Source organism: Enterovirga aerilata (assembly GCF_013044135.1).
In the GTDB taxonomy this organism is placed as follows: domain Bacteria; phylum Pseudomonadota; class Alphaproteobacteria; order Rhizobiales; family Beijerinckiaceae; genus Enterovirga; species Enterovirga aerilata.
The window spans coordinates 21,209-39,106 of sequence record NZ_JABEPP010000003.1 but is presented as its reverse complement, the minus strand read 5'-3'; the positions used below and the strand labels follow the sequence as shown (position 1 = coordinate 39,106).

The following is a 17,898-nucleotide window of genomic DNA, read 5'->3' as shown; positions in this document are numbered from 1 at the left end:
GACCGGGGCCTCCCCTGCCGCCGGTGTCCCGTTCGCCCGGCGCCCCGCCATTATCTTATCCTGAGGCCGGCGCGCGTCCCATAACGAACCCATGCCCTTACCCCGAAATAACCTATGTTATGTCCGCGAGCCGACCGACGGGAAAATCGCTGGTCCGAGCCCCGCCCCCGCGCGTTGAACCCGCATGGCGGCCCAGCCGGGTTGCCGGAGCCGGGTTCCTTGCCTCGCTACTTCTTCGACATCGACGACGGCGGCGACCGCACCACCGACCATGTCGGAACGGACTTCCCCGATGCGGAGGCGGCGCGGGCCGAGGCCATTTCGGTTCTGCCGAGCATCGCCCGGGACGCGCCCCGGACGGACAGCCGCGAGATCGTCGCGACCGTACGTGACGAAAGCGGGCTCCCGATCTTCCGGGCGCGCCTCTCGATCGAGGGAGAATGGATCCGCGAACCGTGCGGCCGGAAGGAGCGGATCTGTTGAGCCATCGGCAGGCTTCAACATCGCCCGCCGATGGCGTAGAGCAGGGGCGCCAGGCTCCGGCCAAGCTTTGGAACTGTGCCGTGCCCCGCTTCTTCTTCGACATCCGCGACGGCTGCCGTCACACCCTCGACGAGGAGGGGACGGAGCTCGCCGACCTGCAGGCGGCCTGCGACGAGGTCCTCGCCGTCCTGCCGACGATCGCAGGCACCGAGGCCCGCAGCCGCGGCGCACGGGAGATCGTCGCCACGGTCCGGTCCGAAGGCGGGGCGCCCCTGTTCCGCGCGCGCCTGTCGGTCACGACGGAGCTGATCGGCGCGCCCGACCCTGCGGCGCTCGGCGGGAGCTGAGCCCGCGGCGGCGGGCCGATATCCGCCCGCCGCCGCGGTCCGGCCCGGGCTTTATGCGTCGCCGCTGCGCGGATTGTGGCTGCGCTTCAGGTTCGGCGTGTAGGTCGGCTCCTTGCCGAGCGCCGTGTCGGTGTAGCTCACCTGCGGACCCCCGACGCCGCCCTCATGCGGGGTCCGGTGCTCGGGGATGTTGGTCTGCGGGCCCGCCTCCTGCTTCATCCGCAGGGCCTTCTCGGCGTTCTGCTGCAGCTCGGACTTGCCGCCGGCCTGCTCGTCCGCCTTGCCCCGGCCGAGCATCGCCTTGGCGCGTTCCAGAATGCTCGTCATCGCTTCCTCCTCATCCGTGGCCGCGGTTCTGGTGCCGGTTGTCGACGCCCTTGTTGGCCTGGCCCTGGCCCTGCTTCTTCGGGGCGCCGCCCGCTCCGTCCCCGCCGCCGTTGTTGCGGCTCTTGCCGTCATGCCGCTCGTCCGTTCCGCTGCGGTCGCGCATCGTCTCCCCGCCCTGATGACCCTCCTGCGAGGTCGCCGGGTGGGCGCCGGCATGGACCGGCTCGTGACCTTTCTGCTTCTCGCTTCGGTTGTTGTGGTTGCGCGCCACCATGGGCACTTCTCCCGCTTCGGCGCTGCCCGATCAGCGCCTCTCTGCGGGGTCTAACGCCACCCCTCCCGGCTGGTTCAGTCCGGGACCGCCGTAACGCCGCCCCTCGTCGCTCAGGCGGCCGCGGCGCGGCGGATGAGCGTGGCGCCCGGGACGAGCTTCAGGATCGTCTCGTTCGCGAAGGCGTGCTCCAGATTGCGCTGCGCGATGCGTGCGTGCTCGCGCATGACGGCCTCGGCGCGGCTCCCCTCCCGCCGCGCGATGGCGGAGAGCACACAGCGGTGCTGGTCCTGCGCGATGGTCAGGATGTAGCGCCATTTGGGCGAGCTCGACTGCACGGTGACGAGAGCGCTCGGCGAGGCGAAGGGCAGCGCGCTCGCCCGCTCGAGCTGGCGCGTCAGGGCCGGCGCATCGGCGAGCTCCAGGATTGCGGCGTGGAACTGCGCGTTCAGCTCGACATAGCGCGGCACGTCGAGCTCGGCCGCGGCGTCGGCCACGACCGCGTCGATCCCGTCGAGGCATGCCTCGGCCCGGGCGAGGGCGCGGCGGGAGGCGCCGCGCTCGGCCGCGAGCCGCGCCGCCAGCCCCTCCAGGGTGCCGCGGATCTCGATCGCGTCGAAGACCTCGCGCCGGGTGAAGGTCTTCACGGCGAAGCCGCCGGACGGGATCGCCTCCAGGAGCCCCTCCTCGGCGAGGCGGACCAGAGCCATGCGGACGGGCGTGCGCGAAACGCCGAAGCGCTCGACCATCTGCAGCTCGGAGACGCGCTCGCCGGGCCGGATCTCGCCGCCGACGACCAGCTCGCGTAGCATGATCTGCGCCTTCAGCGTCTGCGAATGCGCGCGCTCGGCGCCCGCCACGGCTGCCCGCTTCATGGAATCCCCCTTCACCAGGGCGCCGGCCGGTCCGGGGTGTCGACCGTGATCGAGCCTCCCGCCACGCGCGATACGCAAGTGCAGAGCTTGGCGTTTTCGGCCTTCTCCTCCTCGCTGAAGAACACGTCCCGGTGGTCCACGATGCCGTCCGTGTCCAGGATGCGCAGCGCGCAGAGCCCGCATTCGCCGCGCCGGCAATCGGAGATCATCGCCACCCCCGCCTCTTCGAGGGCGTCGAGCATGGTGCGGTTGGGCGGGACCGCGATCTCGAGGCCGAGCCGCGGGATCCGGACCGTGAAGGTCTCCGAGGCGAAGCGGCCGCTATTCCCGAAGGTCTCGAAGCGGAGCCCGTCGACGGGTCGGCCGCTGTCGCGCCAGGTCCGCTTCGCCTCTTCGAGGAGCCCGATCGGGCCGCAGACATAGAGCTCGCCTCCGGGGGCGAGCGACGCGATCGCCGAGGCGAGGTCGAGCCGCCCCCCGTCCTGGCTGAACGCGAGAGACAACCGGTCGCCGAGGACCGCCCGGAGCTCTTCGGCGAAGGCCGCGTCCCGCGGCGTGCGGCAGCCGTAGAGCAGGCGCATCCGGGCGCCTTCGCGGGCGAGCGCGAGCGCCATCGTGTAGATCGGCGTGATGCCGATCCCGCCCGCGACCAGGAGATAGTCCGGCCGGTGCAGCGCGAGCGGGAAGTGGTTGCCGGGCGTCGTGACCGAGAGCCGTGCGCCCGGCTTCAGCCGCCACATATGGGCCGAGCCCCCGCGCGAGAGCGGCAGCAGCTTCACGGCGATGCGGTAGAGCCCGTCCGCGCAGGGCCCGACGATCGAGTAGGAGCGGACATCCGGCCGCTCGCCGATCTGCACCGCGACGTTGATATGGCTGCCCGGCGCGGGCGGGACGAACTCGCCGGCGGGCGCGATCTCGAACAGCCGGATGTCCGGCGTGAGATCGCGCGTGGCGCGGAGCTCCGCCTGGCGCCACTCGCGCTCCCCGGCCACGGGCCTATTCCGCGGCTTCCATGTGCCGCGCCGCGGGACCTTGCTCGGCCACGAGCATGTCGTCGATGAGGCGCCGCGCCCAGAGCGCGCCCGCGTCGATGTTGAGATTGTAGAACGGCATGCGCGGATGCCGGGCGATCGCCTTCTGCTGCGCCTCGAGCACGGCGTGGTCCTGGTCGTAGACGCCCTTACCCTCGTTCACATGCGCCCGCTGGATGTCCCGGGTGAGCTGCTCGTCGTCGCGGCGGAAGGTGCGGACGAAGTTCCAGAAATAGTGGCAGCTCGTCTCCCGTTCCGGCGTGATGGCGGCCAGGAAGGCGCCGTTCACGCCCTGGGAGCGGTCGCCCTGCGGGGCGCCGGTGCCGGTGACCGCCACGCCGACATCCCCGACGATCGTGGAGGGCGCCTGGAAATAGATGATCTGCCAGCGGTCGACATGGTGCCCGGGCCGGCCGAGCTGCTTCGCCCAGAAGGGGGGCGGCTCGATATCGATCATCCAGCGCGTGACGGTGGCGGTCCTCGCCGTATGCGTCACCTCGAAGGGCGCGCTCGTGATCGCCTCGTCCCCGATCGAGCCCGCATGCACGTAGGTCTCGTGCGTGAGGTCCATCAGGTTGTCGATGACCAGCCTGTAGTCGCACTGGAGACTGTAGAAGGTGCCGCCCTCCCCGACCCATTCCGTGCCGTCGTTCCAGTGGAAGTCGGGGACCTTGGCCGGATCGGCGAGGGCCGGATCGCCCGGCCAGATCCAGACCAGCCGGTGCTTCTCGACCACCGGATAGCTTCGCACGCAGGCGGACGGATTGATGGTCTTCTGCGCCGGCATGTAGGTGCAGCGGCCGGCGGCGTTGAAGACCAGCCCGTGATAGCCGCAGACGACCTGGTCGCCTTCGAGCCGCCCGAGCGAGAGCGGCAGGAGGCGGTGCCAGCACGCATCCTCCAGCGCCGCCACCTCGCCGTCGAGCTTGCGGAAGAGCACCACGTCCTTGTCGCAGATCGTGCGGGCTGACAGGTCGCGCCCTATCTCATGCGTCCAGGCGGCCGCATACCAGGCGTCGAGCGGAAAGGGGCGCATCCCGGCCATCATGTCTCCTCCCGTGCTTTCCAGCATGTATACAGCCGGGCCGAGGGAGACGGCAAGGCGGCACGCACAAGGCCCTGCGGAGCCGGATCGAAGCTTCTGCTGTATACAGCCGAGCTTGCGGGTCAGACCGCCCGCAGATGCCGGATCGGGCGGCCGGGAACGAGACCCTGAGCCGCCTTGACGATGCCCTGGGCGTCGATGCCGAAGTGGCGGTAGAGGTCCTGGATCGTCCCGGTCTGGCCGAAATGCTCGACGCCGAGCGCGCGCGTCCTGTGGCCGTGGACCGAGCCGAGCCAGGCCAGCGTCGCCGGATGGCCGTCGAGCACGGTGACCAGGCCGCAATTCGACGGCACGGCCTCCAGCAGCCGCTCGACATGGGCGCGCGCGCCCACGAACCCCTCCTCGCGCGCACGCTGCGCCGCCGTCCAGCCGGCATGGAGGCGGTCGGCGGAGGTGACCGCGAGCAGGCCGATGTCGCGGCGATCCTCGGCCATCAGGCCGACCGCCTCGATCGCCTCCGGCGCGACGGCCCCCGCATAGGCCACCACGACCTGCGCGTTCGGGCCCGGCCGGCGCATCCAGTAGGCGCCGTCCACGATGTCCTGCGCGAGCTCGTCCGACAGCGCGCGCCGAGGCTGGTCGACCGTCCGGGTCGAGAGGCGGAGATAGACCGCGCCGCCTTTGTCGTCCGGCAGCCAGGAGCGGTCCCGTCCGCCGGCGGTCGGCGCCGCCTCGCCCGCCCGCTGCACGTAGTCGAAGGCGAAGCGCATGATGGCCGCCAGCTCGTCGACGAAGGCCGGCTCGAACGAGGCGAGCCCGTCCTGCGCCAGGCCGATCAGGGGCGTGTTGACCGATTGGTGCGCGCCGCCCTCCGGCGCGAGCGTCACGCCGGACGGGGTCGCGGCCAGGATGAAGCGCGCGTCCTGGTAGCAGGCATAGTTCAGCGCATCGAGGCCGCGGTTGATGAAGGGGTCGTAGAGCGTGCCGATCGGGATGAGGCGCTCGCCGAAATGCGCATGGGCGAGCCCGAGCGCCGACAGGAGGATGAAGAGGTTCATCTCGGCGATGCCGAGTTCCAGATGCTGCCCCTTGGGGCCGAAATCCCAGGCGAAGGTCGAGGGGATCCGTTCCGACCGGAACAGATCCTTCATCTCCGAGCGGGCGAAGAGGCCGCGGCGGTTCACCCATGGCCCGAGATTGGTCGAGACGGTGACGTCCGGGGCGGTGGTGACGATCCGGTCCGCAAGCGGCTCGCTCGAGCGCGCGAGCTCGTTCAGGATCAGCCCGAAACCCTGCTGGGTCGACATGGCGGGCTGCGCCGGCGCCTCGAGGCGGGCCGGCACCGGCAGCCGGGCGGCCTCGTAGCGCCGCGTCCCCCTGCGGTTGAAGGGCACGCGGTCGAGAAAGGCCTGCAACTCGTCCGGTTCGTGCGACAGGGCCTCGAACTTGTCCCATTCATGCCCCGGCCGGACGCCGATCTGCGCCTGGTAGCCGGCGAGCTGCTTCGGCGTGAGGAGCCCGGCATGGTTGTCCTTGTGCCCGGCGAGCGGCAGCCCGAACCCCTTGATCGTATAGGCGATGAAGACCGTCGGCCGGTCGTGGTCGATGCTCTCGAAGGTCCTGAGCAGCGTCGGCAGGTCGTGGCCGGCGAGGTTCGTCATGAGCCGGCCCAGCTCCTCGTCCGACCGGCTCTCGACGATGCGGAGCGCGTCGGAGCTGTCGGCGAGATCGACCAGGAGACGCCGCCGCCAGGCCGCGCCGCCCTGGAAGGTCAGCGCCGAGTAGAGCTGGTTCGGCGCGGTGTCGATCCAGTGCCGCAGGCGCTCGCCGCCCGGCTCGCGGAACGCGGCTTCCAGCAGGGACCCGTATTTCAGGACGATCACGTCCCAGCCGAAGGCGGTGAACAGGGCCTCGAAGCGGCTGTACAGACCCTCGCGGATGACCGCGTCGAGGCTCTGCCGGTTGTAGTCGATCACCCACCAGGTGTTGCGCAGGCCGTTCTTCCAGCCCTCCAGCAGCGCCTCGAAGATGTTGCCCTCGTCCATCTCGGCATCGCCGAGGAGCGCGACCATGCGGCCCTCGGGGCGCTCGAGGCCCCAGCCATGGGCGCGGACATAGTCCTGGACGAGCGAGGAGAAGAGCGTCTGCGCCACGCCCAGCCCGACGGAGCCGGTCGAGAAGTCGACATCGTCCGCATCCTTGGTGCGGGAGGGGTAGGATTGCGCGCCGCCGAAGCCGCGGAAGTTCTCCAGCTTCTCCCGGGTCTGGTTGCCGAGCAGGTACTGGATGGCGTGGAAGACCGGGCTCGCATGCGGCTTCACGGCCACCCTGTCCTCCGGCCGCAGCACGGCCATGTAGAGGGCGGTCATGATGGTGGCGAGAGAGGCCGAGGAGGCCTGGTGACCGCCCACCTTCAGCCCGTCCGGATTGGGACGGATGTGGTTCGCGTGGTGGATCGTCCAGGAGGAGAGCCACAGGATCTTGCGCTCGAGGTCCGTGAGGATCGGGAGGCGGGGGTCCATGCTGGCACTCCTCGGCGAGACCGGAGCGGCGGAATCTAGGCCGATCGGGAGCCCTCCGCCACCCGCTCGCTCGAGCCGGGCGGGAAGCCCGCCGCTCGCAGGATCTCCTCGATCAGGCGCTGGCTGGCGAGCGCATCCTCGCCCGCGATCGCCGGGTCGCGATCCTCGCGGCAGGCGTCGAGGAACTCGGCGATCAGCGCCCGATGGGCGTCGATCGGGAAATCCATGATATTGGCGCCGCTTCCGGTCGCGCCCTCGGCCTCGAGCGCCTCCGCCGTGCCGTCCAGATACTGCACCCGCAAGGCGCCGCCGACGAGGCTTGCCGATGCTTTCCGGCCGATGATCTCGATCCGCTCGGGCGCGCCCGGCACGAAGGCGGTGGTCGCCGTGACCGTGCCGGGCGCACCGTCGCCCAGGCGGACGAGCGCGGTCGCGAAATCCTCCGTTTCCATCCGGTGCAGGCCCGTCGTGCGCGCCGCCGCGGCGACCACCTCGGAGACGCCGACGAGCGAACGGAAGAGGTCGAGCGTGTGGATCGCCTGGGTCAGCAATACGCCGCCCCCGTCCCGGGCCATCGTGCCGCGCCCGGGCTCGTCGTAGTAGCTCTGCGGCCGCCACCAGGGCACGAGCGTCCAGGCCGCCTCGATCGGGCCGAGGCCGCCCGCGCCGATGATCTCGCGCAGCCGCAGGCTGCCGGGCCGGAACCTGTGCTGCAACACGACGCCGAGCCGCCGGCCTGCCCGGCGCCCGGCCGCGACGAGCCGTTCGCCGCGCGCGACCGTGAGCTCGACCGGCTTCTCGAGGAGAACATGCTTGCCGGCCGAAAAGCAGCGTTCCGCCAGGTCGAGATGGGTGCCCGGCGGGGTCAGCAGGATCACGGCCTCGACGGCGGGATCCCCGATCGCCGCCTCCACGTCGGTCGTCACGGGGAAGGGAAAGCTCCGGGCGAAGGCGGCTGCGCGCTCGGGGCTCGGGGTCGCGGCCCAGCGCACCTCGGCCCTGTCCTCCAGGTCGAGGAGGCTGCGGGCATGCGGTTGGGCGGCCGCCCCGAGCCCGACCAGGGCGACGCCGACCCTCATGGGGCCGTCCCGCCGAAGATCAGGGTTCGCGACGGCTCCGCCGCGAGCTGGATCTCCTCCCCCGACGGCAACGGCCGGTCGGACCGGAAGAAGAGCTCCGTCCCGTCGGCGGCCACGGCGCTCCCGAAGAAGGCGCGGCCGCGATACTCCGTCGCCTTGACCCGGGCGGCGAGCGCGGCTCCGCGGATGTCGATCTGGAGGTCCTCGGGCCTGATGGCCACGAAGGCCGCCCCTCCGGGGCTCACGTCCTGCCGCAGGGCTCCCGACAGGCGCGCCCCGGCGACCTCCACCTCGGCCCGCCCGTCGAAGACGCGGACGACCCTGCCGCGCAGCCGGTTCCGGAAGCCCATGAAATCCGCCACGTCGAGGTGAGCCGGCCGTTCGTAGAGTTCCTCGGGCGTGCCGACCTGGCGGATCAGCCCGTCCCGCATCACGACCACCCGGTCGGCCATGGAGAGCGCCTCGTCCTGGTCGTGCGTGACATACACGGTGGTGCAGCCGATCGCCTCGTGGATGCGCCGGATCTCGGCCCGCATCTCCAGCCGCAGGGCGGCATCCAGATTGGAGAGCGGCTCGTCCATGAGGACGACCGCCGGCTCGATCACGACCGCCCGCGCGATCGCGACGCGCTGCTGCTGGCCGCCCGAGAGCTGGCCCGGCAGCTTCTCCGCATGGTCGCGCAGCCGCACGAGCCCCAGCGCCTCGTCGACGCGCGCGTCGATCTCGCGGCGGCCGAGCCGCCGCATGGCGAGCCCGAAGGCCACGTTCCTGCGCACGTTGAGATGGGGGAAGAGCGCGTAGCTCTGGAACACCATGCCGAAGCCGCGCTCCTCCGGCTCGAGGCCGTCGATCCGGTGCCCGCCGAGATGGATGGAGCCGGCGCTCAGCGGCAGGAGGCCGGCGATGCAGTTCAGCGCGGTCGATTTGCCGCAGCCGGACGGGCCCAGCAGCGCGACGAACTCGCCGGCCGCGACGGTGAGGTCGATCCCGGCGAGGGCCGCATGGTTGCCGAAGAAGCGTTTCACGCCGCGCAGTTCGAGGGCGCCGAGATCGGGTTTCGCATGGAGGGTCATGGGGAGGCCGGCTCTATCACGTCCCGGCCTCCGGCCGCACCGGCGCTCCGGTCATAGCCTGTAGGCGCGCTTGGGAAGGCCGTAGGCGAGGTCCTGCGCGAGCTCGAGCGCCTCGTCCTCGTCCAGCCGGTGCTCGGCGACGAGCCGTGCCAGGTACGCGCAGTCGATCCGGCGCGCGACGTCGTGGCGGGCCGGGATCGACAGATAGGCCCGCGTGTCGTCGTTGAAGCCGACCGTGTTGTAGAACCCGGCCGTCTCGGTCGCCAGCTCCCGGAAGCGCATCATGCCGTCGGGGCTGTCGAAGAACCACCAGGGCGGGCCGAGCCGCAGCGCCGGGTAGTGGCCGGCAAGCGGCGCGAGCTCGCGCGAATAGGCGGTCTCGTCCAGCGTGAACAGCACGATCGTGAGTCTCGGGTCGTTGCCCACGAGGTCGAGCATGGGCTTCAGCGCACGGACGTAATCGGTCGCGCTCGGGATGTCCGCGCCCATGTCGCGCCCGAAGGCCGCGAAGAGGGCCGGGTTGTGGTTGCGCACCGCGCCCGGATGGATCTGCATGACGAGGCCGTCCTCCCGGCTCATCCTGGCCATCTCGGTCAGCATCTGCGCCCGGAAGAGCTCGCGCTCCTCCGCCGAGCCGCCGCCGTCCCTCACCGTGTCGAAGAGCCGGGCGGCGGCGGCCTGGTCGAGATCCGCCGTGCGGGCGGAGGGATGGCCGTGATCGCTCGCGGTCGCGCCGCGCCGCCTGAAGAAGGCGCGCTTCACGCGATGCGCCTCCAGGTAGTTCGGCCAGGTCACGGCGTCGAGCCCGGCGCCGCGCACGAAGGCCGAGACGTTCTCGGGAAACCCGGCGAAATCGGGATCGACCACGGCGTCCGGCCGGTAGGTGGGAAGGACCCTGCCCTTCCAGCCCGACGCGCGGATCCGGTCGTGCCAGCGCAGATCGTCGAGGGCGGAATCGGTCGTGGCGATCGCCTCGATGCCGAAGCGCTCGTAGAGGGCGCGGGGCCGGAACTCGGGCCGGGCGAGCTGCTCGGAGATCCGGTCGAAGACCGCATCCGCGTTCTCCGGCCCGAGGCGCTCCGCGATGCCGAAGAGATCGGCGAGCGAATGTTCGAGCCACAGCCTGGTGGGCGTGCCGCGGAACAGGAACCAGTGCTTGGCGAAGAGGCGCCAGATCCTGCGCGGATCGGCTTCGACCGGGGCGCCGTCCCGGCGCTGGATGCCGAGCTCCTCCAGCGTTACGCCCTGCGAGTAGAGCATCCGGAAGATGTAGTGGTCGGGCTTCACGAACAGGGTGGCCGGGTCGGGAAAGGCCTCGTCCTCGGCATACCACCGCGGGTCGGTATGGCCGTGCGGCGAGACGATCGGCAGCCTCGCGATCTCGGCGTAGAGCCTCCGGGCAATGCCGCGCGGCCCGGGTTCGACCGGAAACAGCCTGTCCGGATGCAGCGCCATGTCGGCCGTCCCTCCGCCGCGGCATCATGGCCGCGTCGGACGCGAGCTTACACCAGATCGCCGCGCCTCGGCTCCCTGGCCGGCGCCGGATGGCAGGCGCCCCCAAATGCGGCGCGGTCGCCCGGCCGGGCGAGTTGCCAGCCGCCTCGGCCTTCCCTATCACTCCGCCCGATTGGGGCGTCGCCAAGTGGTAAGGCAGCGGTTTTTGGTACCGCCATTCCCAGGTTCGAATCCTGGCGCCCCAGCCACAACGTCTTAAGTTGTTGTTTTAAAAGCTTTTTTGAGACCACGCCCAGCCAAATCGGTAGCTGTTCGTAACAGTCGATCGGCTGCTACGGCCGGGGTTCGCCGACTCACGAGCGCCCGCCTTGTATCACGCAAGGCCGGAGCATCCCGGCAGGCAAATCAGGCATGGGCGGGACCGGGCCGGTGAGGTCGCGGAACCGGGCTCCAAATTCGACGAGCGGCCCGCCGCGGCGGGCCGGGCAGCCGCCCGGCTTCATGACAGGATCGGCCATCGTCGGCCTCAACAACGGGCAGCGCGGGCAGTTCGTGTTCGGCGACCTGACCTATGAGCAAGCCTTCGGCATGGGGCGGGTGCGGACGCGCTGAAAGAGAAGGGCGCCGGGCCGGAGCCGGGCGCCCTCAACATCAGGCTGCGATCTTAATCACGTCGTCGAGCTGCAGCTTGGCATCTTCGATCCAGACCGCTCCTTCGTTGCCCTCGCTGATGGTCGCCATCCGCTGCCGGTTGCGCCAAAGCTCACGTATCTTGCCTTCGTGGATGATCGAGCCGTCCCGAACAACATAGACGCGAGCACCCGCGTTTAGAACGCCCTGCGTGACTCTGCACACCCAAGCGTCGACATCATGGGGCGACCCGTCCGTCTCGCCCAAGCCGACGATCGTGCCCTGTCCTTCTGTGATGAACTTCGCCATTCCCATGTCCCTGTGAGGTTGAGGGACCGCCCATGAAGACCACCGATCTATGGCTTTCAATAGGATTGTGGGCGATCCCTGAGGCGCGGAGTCGTAAGACGAAAGTCGAGGGCGCCTAGGTCGCTGCTTCGTCGCCCGCGACGTCGTCGGAGATCGTGGCCGGCCACACGTCACCGATCTCGCCCAGGCAGAGCTTGATGTGGTCGGTGACGTCGCCCAACGGGTCCGGTCGTGGCTGGGAAAGCGCCTCGACGAGCCGGCGGTAGGTATTGGTCTCGATGATATGCATGGTTGCCCCGAGCCGGCGAGGTCGTTGGTGATTTTGCCGGCGAAGAGCTTGGAGCCGATTTGCGTGCCGGAGTAAATTCCTTCAGAACTGACTTATCTAGGCGTTCGCCCCGTCGATCGCTTCGCGGACGCGTGGACACGTCGGGCGAGCAACCTGCTCTTCGGTGCTCATCGGGCGCGGCCTCACGATGCAGCGAGCCGGGTTCCCGGGACTCAGGACAATTTGCACGCTGCCGGTTATACCCCGGCGACCAAACAAATGGCCGCAGTCCGGGCACACGACCTCGCTCTTCTTTGTCCAATCTCCCACAACTACCATGGCTGCGCTCCTCCTCTGACGATCAACTTCCGGCCGACAGAGTAGCTGAGTCTTGCCGCCCTCCAAACGTCGGCAGTGGCCGACAGCACGTCACCTCGAAACCTCACCCGGAGGGTTGATGTCGCGAGCATCCGGCGCATGAAGGGCGTCGTCTTCCATGCGTCCTTCAGGGCATAGCTGATCCAGCCGGCATCGGGTGACGGTGTGAGCTTCACCTGATGCTGCCGCGCCTTGGGCCATTCCCCGCCAGCTCGCCGGAAGGCTCCCGTGATGATCTCCGGCCGGGTCGTTGTGAGATCGAGCTGAAGCACGCCATGGAGGTGGAGCCGGCGACGATGATCGTCGGTTTCCTCGATCGCCATCAGGAACGGCACAGAGGGGCCGAGAGCGGCCTTCAGCTCCCGCCGCACTCTCCGGTGCAGCCAATCGAGAGGACTTGCCTGTGACCGCGCCAGCGCCTCGATCTCCGGTGACAGGTTGAGGCTGAACCCGATGACGGGTCCAAGCTCCTGAAGGGCGAGGAAGGCGAACTCGGCCCGAAGGTGCATCGTGGTCTCGCGCCACGTCGGCGGCACCCGATGCTTCTTCGCGGGAGGGGCAACGTCGCGCTCATACCAGCGACGGAGAGGACGCTTTGTGTGGAGAGGGGAAGGGGATGGTGTTGTAGGGACAGAGGGGAGGAGATGGGCAGAGGGTGAAGGGGCTGCACATATACATACTGAAGTCGCGCCGGCCGGCGTGGTGCTCCCGCGGACGATTTCCCTCTGAAAAGCGGCATCCCGGAACCGCGATGGCCGGTGCTTGCCTTTCCCGATCTGTCACCTTTTGACGGGCTACGCGGCATCAGCCGCGTTCCGGAGCTGCCGGGCGAGATCACGGGCGATGGACGGCGTGATGGTGCGCCGCCCGATCTCGGCCCCGGCGTCATCCTGCATGGCGAGGATCAGGCCCTGGCCACGGCGCGCCATCAGCAAGCGCCGGCCGAGCAACGGGCCAGCCGAGCGGCCCTTCTTCTCGCCGGTCGCCACCGCCTCTAGATCGTCCGCGAGGCGCCGAGCGTCTGATGCGTGGAGTCGCGGGAAGCCAACCGCGCCATCGTCGGTCAGGAACGTTACCTCGCCGGCCTTGCGGACCTGGACGGTCCAGCCGGGCGTCTCGTCGGGGATCTCACCGGCTGCGATGGCGTCGGCGATCAGCCGCTCGACGACGTCGATGATCCGGGACCGCCGCGCGGACGCGACGTTCTTGAGCTGCCGGGCTCGTTCGATGGGCAGCATGACATTGCCGATGGGACGCATGATCTCCGCTTTCGATTGCTAATGGCATTATAGCGGGACGGAGAGGACGTGCGCAGGGGTGCGACGATTTCGCAGAGCCGGCGCAGGCCGCGTGGGTTGCCCGACGGGCGTTTCGCGGTAAATCCCTAGCGTCCGGAGCTTGTGAGTCGGACCATAAACGCCCGCCGCGCCCCAGGTGGGCGTTTTCGCGTGGGTATCCTCTAACCCATTCACGCAGACACGCCCGCCCTAGGCGGGCGTTCGCGTTTCGGGGTCTCTCCAGATGCAATCGCTTAAGGTCAGGCTGGCTCGCGCCGGCCGTTTTGTCGTGCGGGCACTCACTTGGATGTCGTGGGTTTACCGCGTATGGCCCATTCTCCAGCTCCTGTGCGGCATTGCCGGGTTCGAGCTGCCGAGCTTGCCGGCTATCTCATAAGCATACCGCCCGGCCTCATCTGCGCCCTCAACTCCACGGCGACGAGCTGCCGGATGCTGGCCTGGATCTGCCGGTTCATCTGATTGGCAAGGTCCCGGTTCTGCTCCGGCGTGCCGCCTGCGGCCGTCAGGTTGATGGTCGGCGCGATGCTGATGTTCTGGACCGGAGCGCCCGACGAGCCGGTCGCCTTCGGCTTCTTCGTCGAGCCGGGTCGGCGAGCGGTGCGGACGGGAGGAGCGATCCAGGAGACCCGCTTCGCCCTCCGCCGCGAACCGGTCCCGCCACTTGCGGACCGTCTTGGGATCGATCCCCATCCCGGTCGCGACCGCGGTCACCGTCCAGCCGCCGTGCAGGCGCTCAGCGATCAGCATTCGACTGCGGGGCGTGGTTCGGGCATTCTGATGCGCGTCCATCCGAGGCTCCGGGTCCGAGGTTGCAGGATTCGCAACCACAGCCTCGCTCCCAAGCCTCGGACGGACAACCTCCATAGCAACGACAGCTAGAGCCGCGATCACCCTGGCCGAGCAACCCCGACCAGCTCAGCCGAGATGATCGCTCCCGTCCGGCATCGGCCGAGGGGGTCAACATTGCACGCCGATCAGGGGTCAATCTTCGGCGCCGATTGACACCCTGCCGGAGGAAGTAGTCGCCCACCTGCCGTGCGAGCGGTGACAACACGGTTCCGAACTCGTACAAGATGTTCAGGAAGCCAGCACGGAACTGCCTGAACACGAAGCCAAGCTTGGTCTGGTGCGCCTTCGGGATTCGGCGTTATGCATCGCAACGATCTCGCGCCGGCGTGCCGATCTGTTGATCGAGTGCATCGGCGTGGCGTTTCGCATTGGCGGCTTCGGTCTTGGCGCGCCGGCCCCGGACATAAAAGCCGGCGCCGAAGCCGATCAGCAGCAAGATGATCGCGGTTTCCATCGCCAGAACGCGTCCTCAGTGTCCCGCCTTCCACGGGTCGATCACAGGGACGCCCGCCGCGTGGAAGGCGCTGGCGTCACGCGTGGCGACGGCGAAGCCATGAGCGGTTGCGATGGCTGCGATATAGCCGTCCGGCGTCGGAAAGCCCTTGCCCGCGTTGCGCGCCGCAACCGCGATGTCAGCATAATGGCGGGCGGCATCCGTATCGAAGGGGAGGATTCTGCCGTCGAACAGGGCAAGCTGCTCATCGAGCGTGGTGGCGAGCTTCTGCTTGCGCCGCCCGTCCGGCAGCGCGCCGATGCCGAACAGCAGCTCCGCGACGGTCACGCTGGCAAGATAGAGAGTTTCGGCGGCCTGCTCGTCGAGCCAGTCACGCACGGCGGGAGCTGGCTCCGGCTTCATCGCCTCAGAGACGACATTCGTATCAAGAACGATCATTCAAAGCTCATGGGCACGGCGGCCGTCCGATCGCGGGCCTGTTCCAGCGCCTCAAAATCGGCGTTGGTCAGCCCGGCCTTCCGGCTCAACGCCGCCAAGGCTGAGCCGATGCGAAGGCGATTGGCGGGCCGAACCGCCGTTTCCAGAATGTCGCGCATTTCGGCTTCGGCGCTGCGGCCATGATGGGCCGCGCGCACCTTGAGGGCGCGGTGGGCCTCTTCGGACAGGTTGCGAATGGTGACGGCGGGCATCTGATGGCGTCATCCTATTTCTGACGGCGATGCTATCAATATATACAATATGCTATCACGTCGCAAGGCGCGCCCTCATCAGGAGGGCAACCCCGCCATCTCGCGGGCTGACCGATGCCTGCTGCCAGTCGCATCCACGCAGCCACGCCGACGAATCCTCCGCCGATGATGCAGAAGATTTGCCGCCAGATTTCAGACGGGACGGCCTCCTTTAGCGTGATGCCGATGCTTGCTTTTCTGTCGGGCCTGTCGGGCGTGACTGTTATTGAACTGTCGAGGTATCCGGCCGCGCGGGGAAGCCGCGCGGCCTCAATTTTTTAGTGGAAGGCCGGGACCGCTGACGCGATCCCGGCCCGCCGTTCATTCCGCTGCGACGACGAAAGCCTCGTCGTCCAGCGCTTCCGGTGCTTCCTCGGTCCCGGTGATCTGCGCCTCCGGCTGTTCGTCGGCCAGCCACGCAGGCCGTTCGGTGCGCAGCACGGGCGGAAGCCAGCCGGTTCCGGCCAGAAGCTGCTCGGCGGCTTCGGCCATCTCCTGCTTCTTCTTGCCCGCGATTCGCTCCGCTGCCTCATCGCCAAAGGGCCCCGCGCACGGTGGCGAGGATATGGGCCTTGGTAACGCGCCCGAGATAGACCCGAACGGTGGGCGTCAAATGCGCCGTCATGTCGAGCGCCACCGCCGTCGCAAGCCTGTCGGCGGTCTGGTGGGCGCGGCGCTTGCTGGCTTCCCACGGCAACTTGACGGCATTGACGGTTAGCGAGACGCAATGATGAGAAACTTCAGAAGTCGTCTTTCAAAGGCGATTGGAACGCGGAGCGCAAACGGCAGTCGACTGATTTAGGCCTTTATTGATTCGATCTTTTTGCTGCTGGAACTGCTGAGTTACTCGAACGCTGCGCGACATTGCGTGAGCTGATCGTCGACTGTTTTCTGATGATTATCGTCGATGAGTTCCAGGACACGGACGACAATCAGTGACGGATCGCAGGCGCTGTCGTGCGTCACAGATGTCTTCTGTCTCGCAGATCCCGAGCAACGCATCTTCGATTATCGGGATGACATCGATCGCGACGGCTCGACATTCTGCGCGAGACCATGAAGATCACGGAATTTGAGTGTTGCACCAAGATGGGGCGCGCTGTGCGGCTTCAATGACTGAAGCGATGGTTTCTCTCGGGAGGAGATCGGGCCTGAATGCCCTACAGGACCAGCGATCCTCCAGCAGCTTATCGAGCATGTCGGCGACGTCGCTTTGAGGTTCGTCATCCCTTCCTGTGCTGCTCATGGCATAGATGCTCATGCCGCCGATCCCGGGCGGGCGGAGCTGCTGCGAGGCGCAGCTCCGCCCGGCCCTGCGTCTGCGATCATCCGGCTCGACGCGGCAGCTCGACGGTCGAGGTGCCGACCACCGAGAGCTCGTCGTCCTGGTTCTTCGCGCTCTGCTCGATGTCGACCAGCGCCCGCCCGTTCTCGACGTATTTCCGCGTCACCTTGGCGCTGAAGAACAGCGTGTCGCCCTCCGGGTTATGGCGACGGATCTTGCAGGTGGCGCGCCGGAGCCAGCCGTCGTCGCCCATCCAGTTCGTCACGTGATGGGTCAGCCATGAGCAGCGCTCCGGCCCGTAATCATAAGCCCCCGGCGTGCCGACCAGCCGCGCGAGGTCCTCGTCCCAATGCACCCGTTCGGGGCAGTCCGGGATCCCGAAGCGGTTCGGGATGCCGAGGCCGGGATGCTTGTGGATCTGCTTCCAGTTGAGCTTGTTTGCCCGGATGTAGAGCCCGCCCCAGCCCTGCGCGAAGGCGATGAAGCCGGTGACCGTCATCGGCCCCTTGACCATCGTCGGCAGGGCCTCGCCCTCCTTCACGTCCTCCCAGTAGCGCGGGGTCGCGCCACGGATCTCCTCGTCGGCATAGAGCTTGAAGATTCTGCCGAGCTCGTCGGGTGTATAGATTTTGGGCGGCTTCGCCTTGACCTCCGAATACTTGGTACCGCGCTCGCGCGCCTGGTCGCGGTCCGTGCGGAAGCACCAGCTGTCGGCCTCGGCCACGAGCTCGCCGTCCTGGTTGAAGAAATCGACGTGGTAGATCTGCTGGATGGCACGCCCCGCGAACCGCGTCTGGTGCTCGACGAGATCTTTCAGATATGCCGTCGTTGTGATCTCGTCATTGCGCCGGACCGGCTTGTGCCAGGTCCAGTCTGCACCCGCCCACATGGCGTGGACCCCGGACAGGCCGCCGACATAGCCCGAGATGATCCGGCTGGTGGAGAACAGGAAGCTGGGTAGCGCGATGATGCCGCCATACTTGGTCGTCTTCGCATATGCCGGATCGCACCAGAGCGGGTTGTCGTCGCCGATCCCGTGCGCGTAATGACGGATGTTGTCCCGCGTCGCCTCGTGGCACCAGGGCTCCAGCGTGTCCTCGATCGGGACGCCGATGCGCGTGCGGAGATCCGCCAGACCCTGGTCGGTGATCTTCGGAAACAGAGACGTGTCGTGCGCGGTCATGGCGTTCC

The 17,898-nt window shown here is 68.4% G+C and carries 20 protein-coding genes, 1 tRNA gene and 2 pseudogenes; 3 read left to right on the top strand and 20 right to left on the bottom strand.

Features of this window, described 5'->3' with window-relative positions:
• Positions 1-219: 219 nt before the first annotated feature.
• A complete protein-coding gene (locus tag HJG44_RS10105; protein ID WP_171218268.1) occupies positions 220-483 on the top strand; it encodes a DUF6894 family protein in 264 nt (87 codons plus the stop codon).
• An 80-nt stretch (positions 484-563) separates the two neighbouring features.
• Entirely contained in the window at positions 564-830 is a 267-nt protein-coding gene (locus HJG44_RS10100; protein ID WP_171218267.1) for a DUF6894 family protein, read from the top strand.
• Positions 831-881: 51 nt separating this feature from the next.
• Here HJG44_RS10100 and HJG44_RS10095 read toward each other — a convergent pair whose 3' ends face one another.
• The 9 genes from HJG44_RS10095 to uxaC all read right to left on the bottom strand — a co-directional run bounded on the left by HJG44_RS10095 (position 882) and on the right by uxaC (position 10,508).
• The gene (locus HJG44_RS10095; RefSeq protein ID WP_171218266.1) at positions 882-1,157 is read right to left on the bottom strand and encodes a hypothetical protein; all 276 of its coding nucleotides are present in this window, start codon (positions 1,155-1,157) and stop codon (positions 882-884) included.
• Between the two features lie 10 nt (positions 1,158-1,167).
• The gene (locus HJG44_RS10090) at positions 1,168-1,431 is read right to left on the bottom strand and encodes a hypothetical protein (RefSeq protein WP_171218265.1); all 264 of its coding nucleotides are present in this window, start codon (positions 1,429-1,431) and stop codon (positions 1,168-1,170) included.
• Between the two features lie 110 nt (positions 1,432-1,541).
• Complete coding sequence (locus HJG44_RS10085) at positions 1,542-2,303, bottom strand: GntR family transcriptional regulator (protein ID WP_171218264.1); 762 nt, start codon at positions 2,301-2,303, stop codon at positions 1,542-1,544.
• Between the two features lie 11 nt (positions 2,304-2,314).
• Positions 2,315-3,295, bottom strand: a complete 981-nt coding sequence (locus tag HJG44_RS10080) for a 2Fe-2S iron-sulfur cluster-binding protein (protein WP_171218263.1) — start codon at positions 3,293-3,295, stop codon at positions 2,315-2,317.
• A gap of 4 nt (positions 3,296-3,299) precedes the next feature.
• Positions 3,300-4,370: an aromatic ring-hydroxylating dioxygenase subunit alpha gene (locus HJG44_RS10075; protein ID WP_171218935.1), complete on the bottom strand. Its 1,071-nt coding sequence runs from the start codon at positions 4,368-4,370 to the stop codon at positions 3,300-3,302.
• 131 nt (positions 4,371-4,501) lie between these two features.
• Positions 4,502-6,901: a transketolase gene (locus HJG44_RS10070; protein ID WP_171218262.1), complete on the bottom strand. Its 2,400-nt coding sequence runs from the start codon at positions 6,899-6,901 to the stop codon at positions 4,502-4,504.
• A gap of 35 nt (positions 6,902-6,936) precedes the next feature.
• Positions 6,937-7,980: a Gfo/Idh/MocA family protein gene (locus HJG44_RS10065; RefSeq protein WP_171218261.1), complete on the bottom strand. Its 1,044-nt coding sequence runs from the start codon at positions 7,978-7,980 to the stop codon at positions 6,937-6,939.
• Positions 7,977-9,053 (bottom strand): ABC transporter ATP-binding protein, encoded by a 1,077-nt coding sequence (locus HJG44_RS10060; RefSeq protein WP_171218260.1) that lies wholly within the window; start codon positions 9,051-9,053, stop codon positions 7,977-7,979. The genes HJG44_RS10065 and HJG44_RS10060 overlap by 4 nt, the downstream gene beginning before the upstream one ends.
• Before the next feature lie 51 nt (positions 9,054-9,104).
• Entirely contained in the window at positions 9,105-10,508 is a 1,404-nt protein-coding gene (gene uxaC, locus HJG44_RS10055; protein WP_171218259.1) for a glucuronate isomerase, read from the bottom strand.
• Between the two features lie 173 nt (positions 10,509-10,681).
• Between uxaC and HJG44_RS10050 the strand changes: the two genes are divergently transcribed.
• Positions 10,682-10,756: transfer RNA gene (locus HJG44_RS10050), tRNA-Gln, on the top strand.
• A gap of 403 nt (positions 10,757-11,159) precedes the next feature.
• Here the strand turns inward: HJG44_RS10050 and HJG44_RS10045 are convergent.
• The 11 genes and pseudogenes from HJG44_RS10045 to HJG44_RS09990 all read right to left on the bottom strand — a co-directional run bounded on the left by HJG44_RS10045 (position 11,160) and on the right by HJG44_RS09990 (position 17,890).
• Positions 11,160-11,447 carry a hypothetical protein gene (locus HJG44_RS10045; RefSeq protein WP_171218258.1) on the bottom strand — a complete coding sequence of 96 codons (288 nt, stop codon included), beginning with the start codon at positions 11,445-11,447 and terminating at the stop codon, positions 11,160-11,162.
• A gap of 115 nt (positions 11,448-11,562) precedes the next feature.
• Positions 11,563-11,736 carry a hypothetical protein gene (locus HJG44_RS10040; protein ID WP_171218257.1) on the bottom strand — a complete coding sequence of 58 codons (174 nt, stop codon included), beginning with the start codon at positions 11,734-11,736 and terminating at the stop codon, positions 11,563-11,565.
• 311 nt (positions 11,737-12,047) lie between these two features.
• On the bottom strand, positions 12,048-12,602 hold the full coding sequence (locus HJG44_RS10035; RefSeq protein ID WP_210261052.1) for a hypothetical protein: 555 nt from the start codon (positions 12,600-12,602) through the stop codon (positions 12,048-12,050).
• Between the two features lie 285 nt (positions 12,603-12,887).
• The gene (locus HJG44_RS10030) at positions 12,888-13,352 is read right to left on the bottom strand and encodes a hypothetical protein (RefSeq protein ID WP_171218255.1); all 465 of its coding nucleotides are present in this window, start codon (positions 13,350-13,352) and stop codon (positions 12,888-12,890) included.
• A gap of 612 nt (positions 13,353-13,964) precedes the next feature.
• A pseudogene (locus HJG44_RS24395) lies at positions 13,965-14,180 on the bottom strand (leucine zipper domain-containing protein); the annotation flags it as partial.
• A 358-nt stretch (positions 14,181-14,538) separates the two neighbouring features.
• Positions 14,539-14,694 carry a hypothetical protein gene (locus tag HJG44_RS10020; protein WP_171218254.1) on the bottom strand — a complete coding sequence of 52 codons (156 nt, stop codon included), beginning with the start codon at positions 14,692-14,694 and terminating at the stop codon, positions 14,539-14,541.
• A gap of 15 nt (positions 14,695-14,709) precedes the next feature.
• Positions 14,710-15,132, bottom strand: a complete 423-nt coding sequence (locus tag HJG44_RS10015; protein ID WP_171218253.1) for a type II toxin-antitoxin system VapC family toxin — start codon at positions 15,130-15,132, stop codon at positions 14,710-14,712.
• The gene (locus HJG44_RS10010) at positions 15,129-15,383 is read right to left on the bottom strand and encodes a FitA-like ribbon-helix-helix domain-containing protein (RefSeq protein ID WP_171218252.1); all 255 of its coding nucleotides are present in this window, start codon (positions 15,381-15,383) and stop codon (positions 15,129-15,131) included. The genes HJG44_RS10015 and HJG44_RS10010 overlap by 4 nt, the downstream gene beginning before the upstream one ends.
• A 360-nt stretch (positions 15,384-15,743) precedes the next feature.
• Positions 15,744-16,152, bottom strand: a pseudogene (locus tag HJG44_RS10000) (chromosome partitioning protein ParB); the annotation flags it as partial.
• Positions 16,153-16,485: 333 nt separating this feature from the next.
• Positions 16,486-16,683 carry a nitroreductase family protein gene (locus HJG44_RS09995; RefSeq protein WP_210261050.1) on the bottom strand — a complete coding sequence of 66 codons (198 nt, stop codon included), beginning with the start codon at positions 16,681-16,683 and terminating at the stop codon, positions 16,486-16,488.
• 64 nt (positions 16,684-16,747) lie between these two features.
• Positions 16,748-17,890 carry an FAS1-like dehydratase domain-containing protein gene (locus HJG44_RS09990; protein ID WP_171218250.1) on the bottom strand — a complete coding sequence of 381 codons (1,143 nt, stop codon included), beginning with the start codon at positions 17,888-17,890 and terminating at the stop codon, positions 16,748-16,750.
• Positions 17,891-17,898 lie beyond the last annotated feature (8 nt).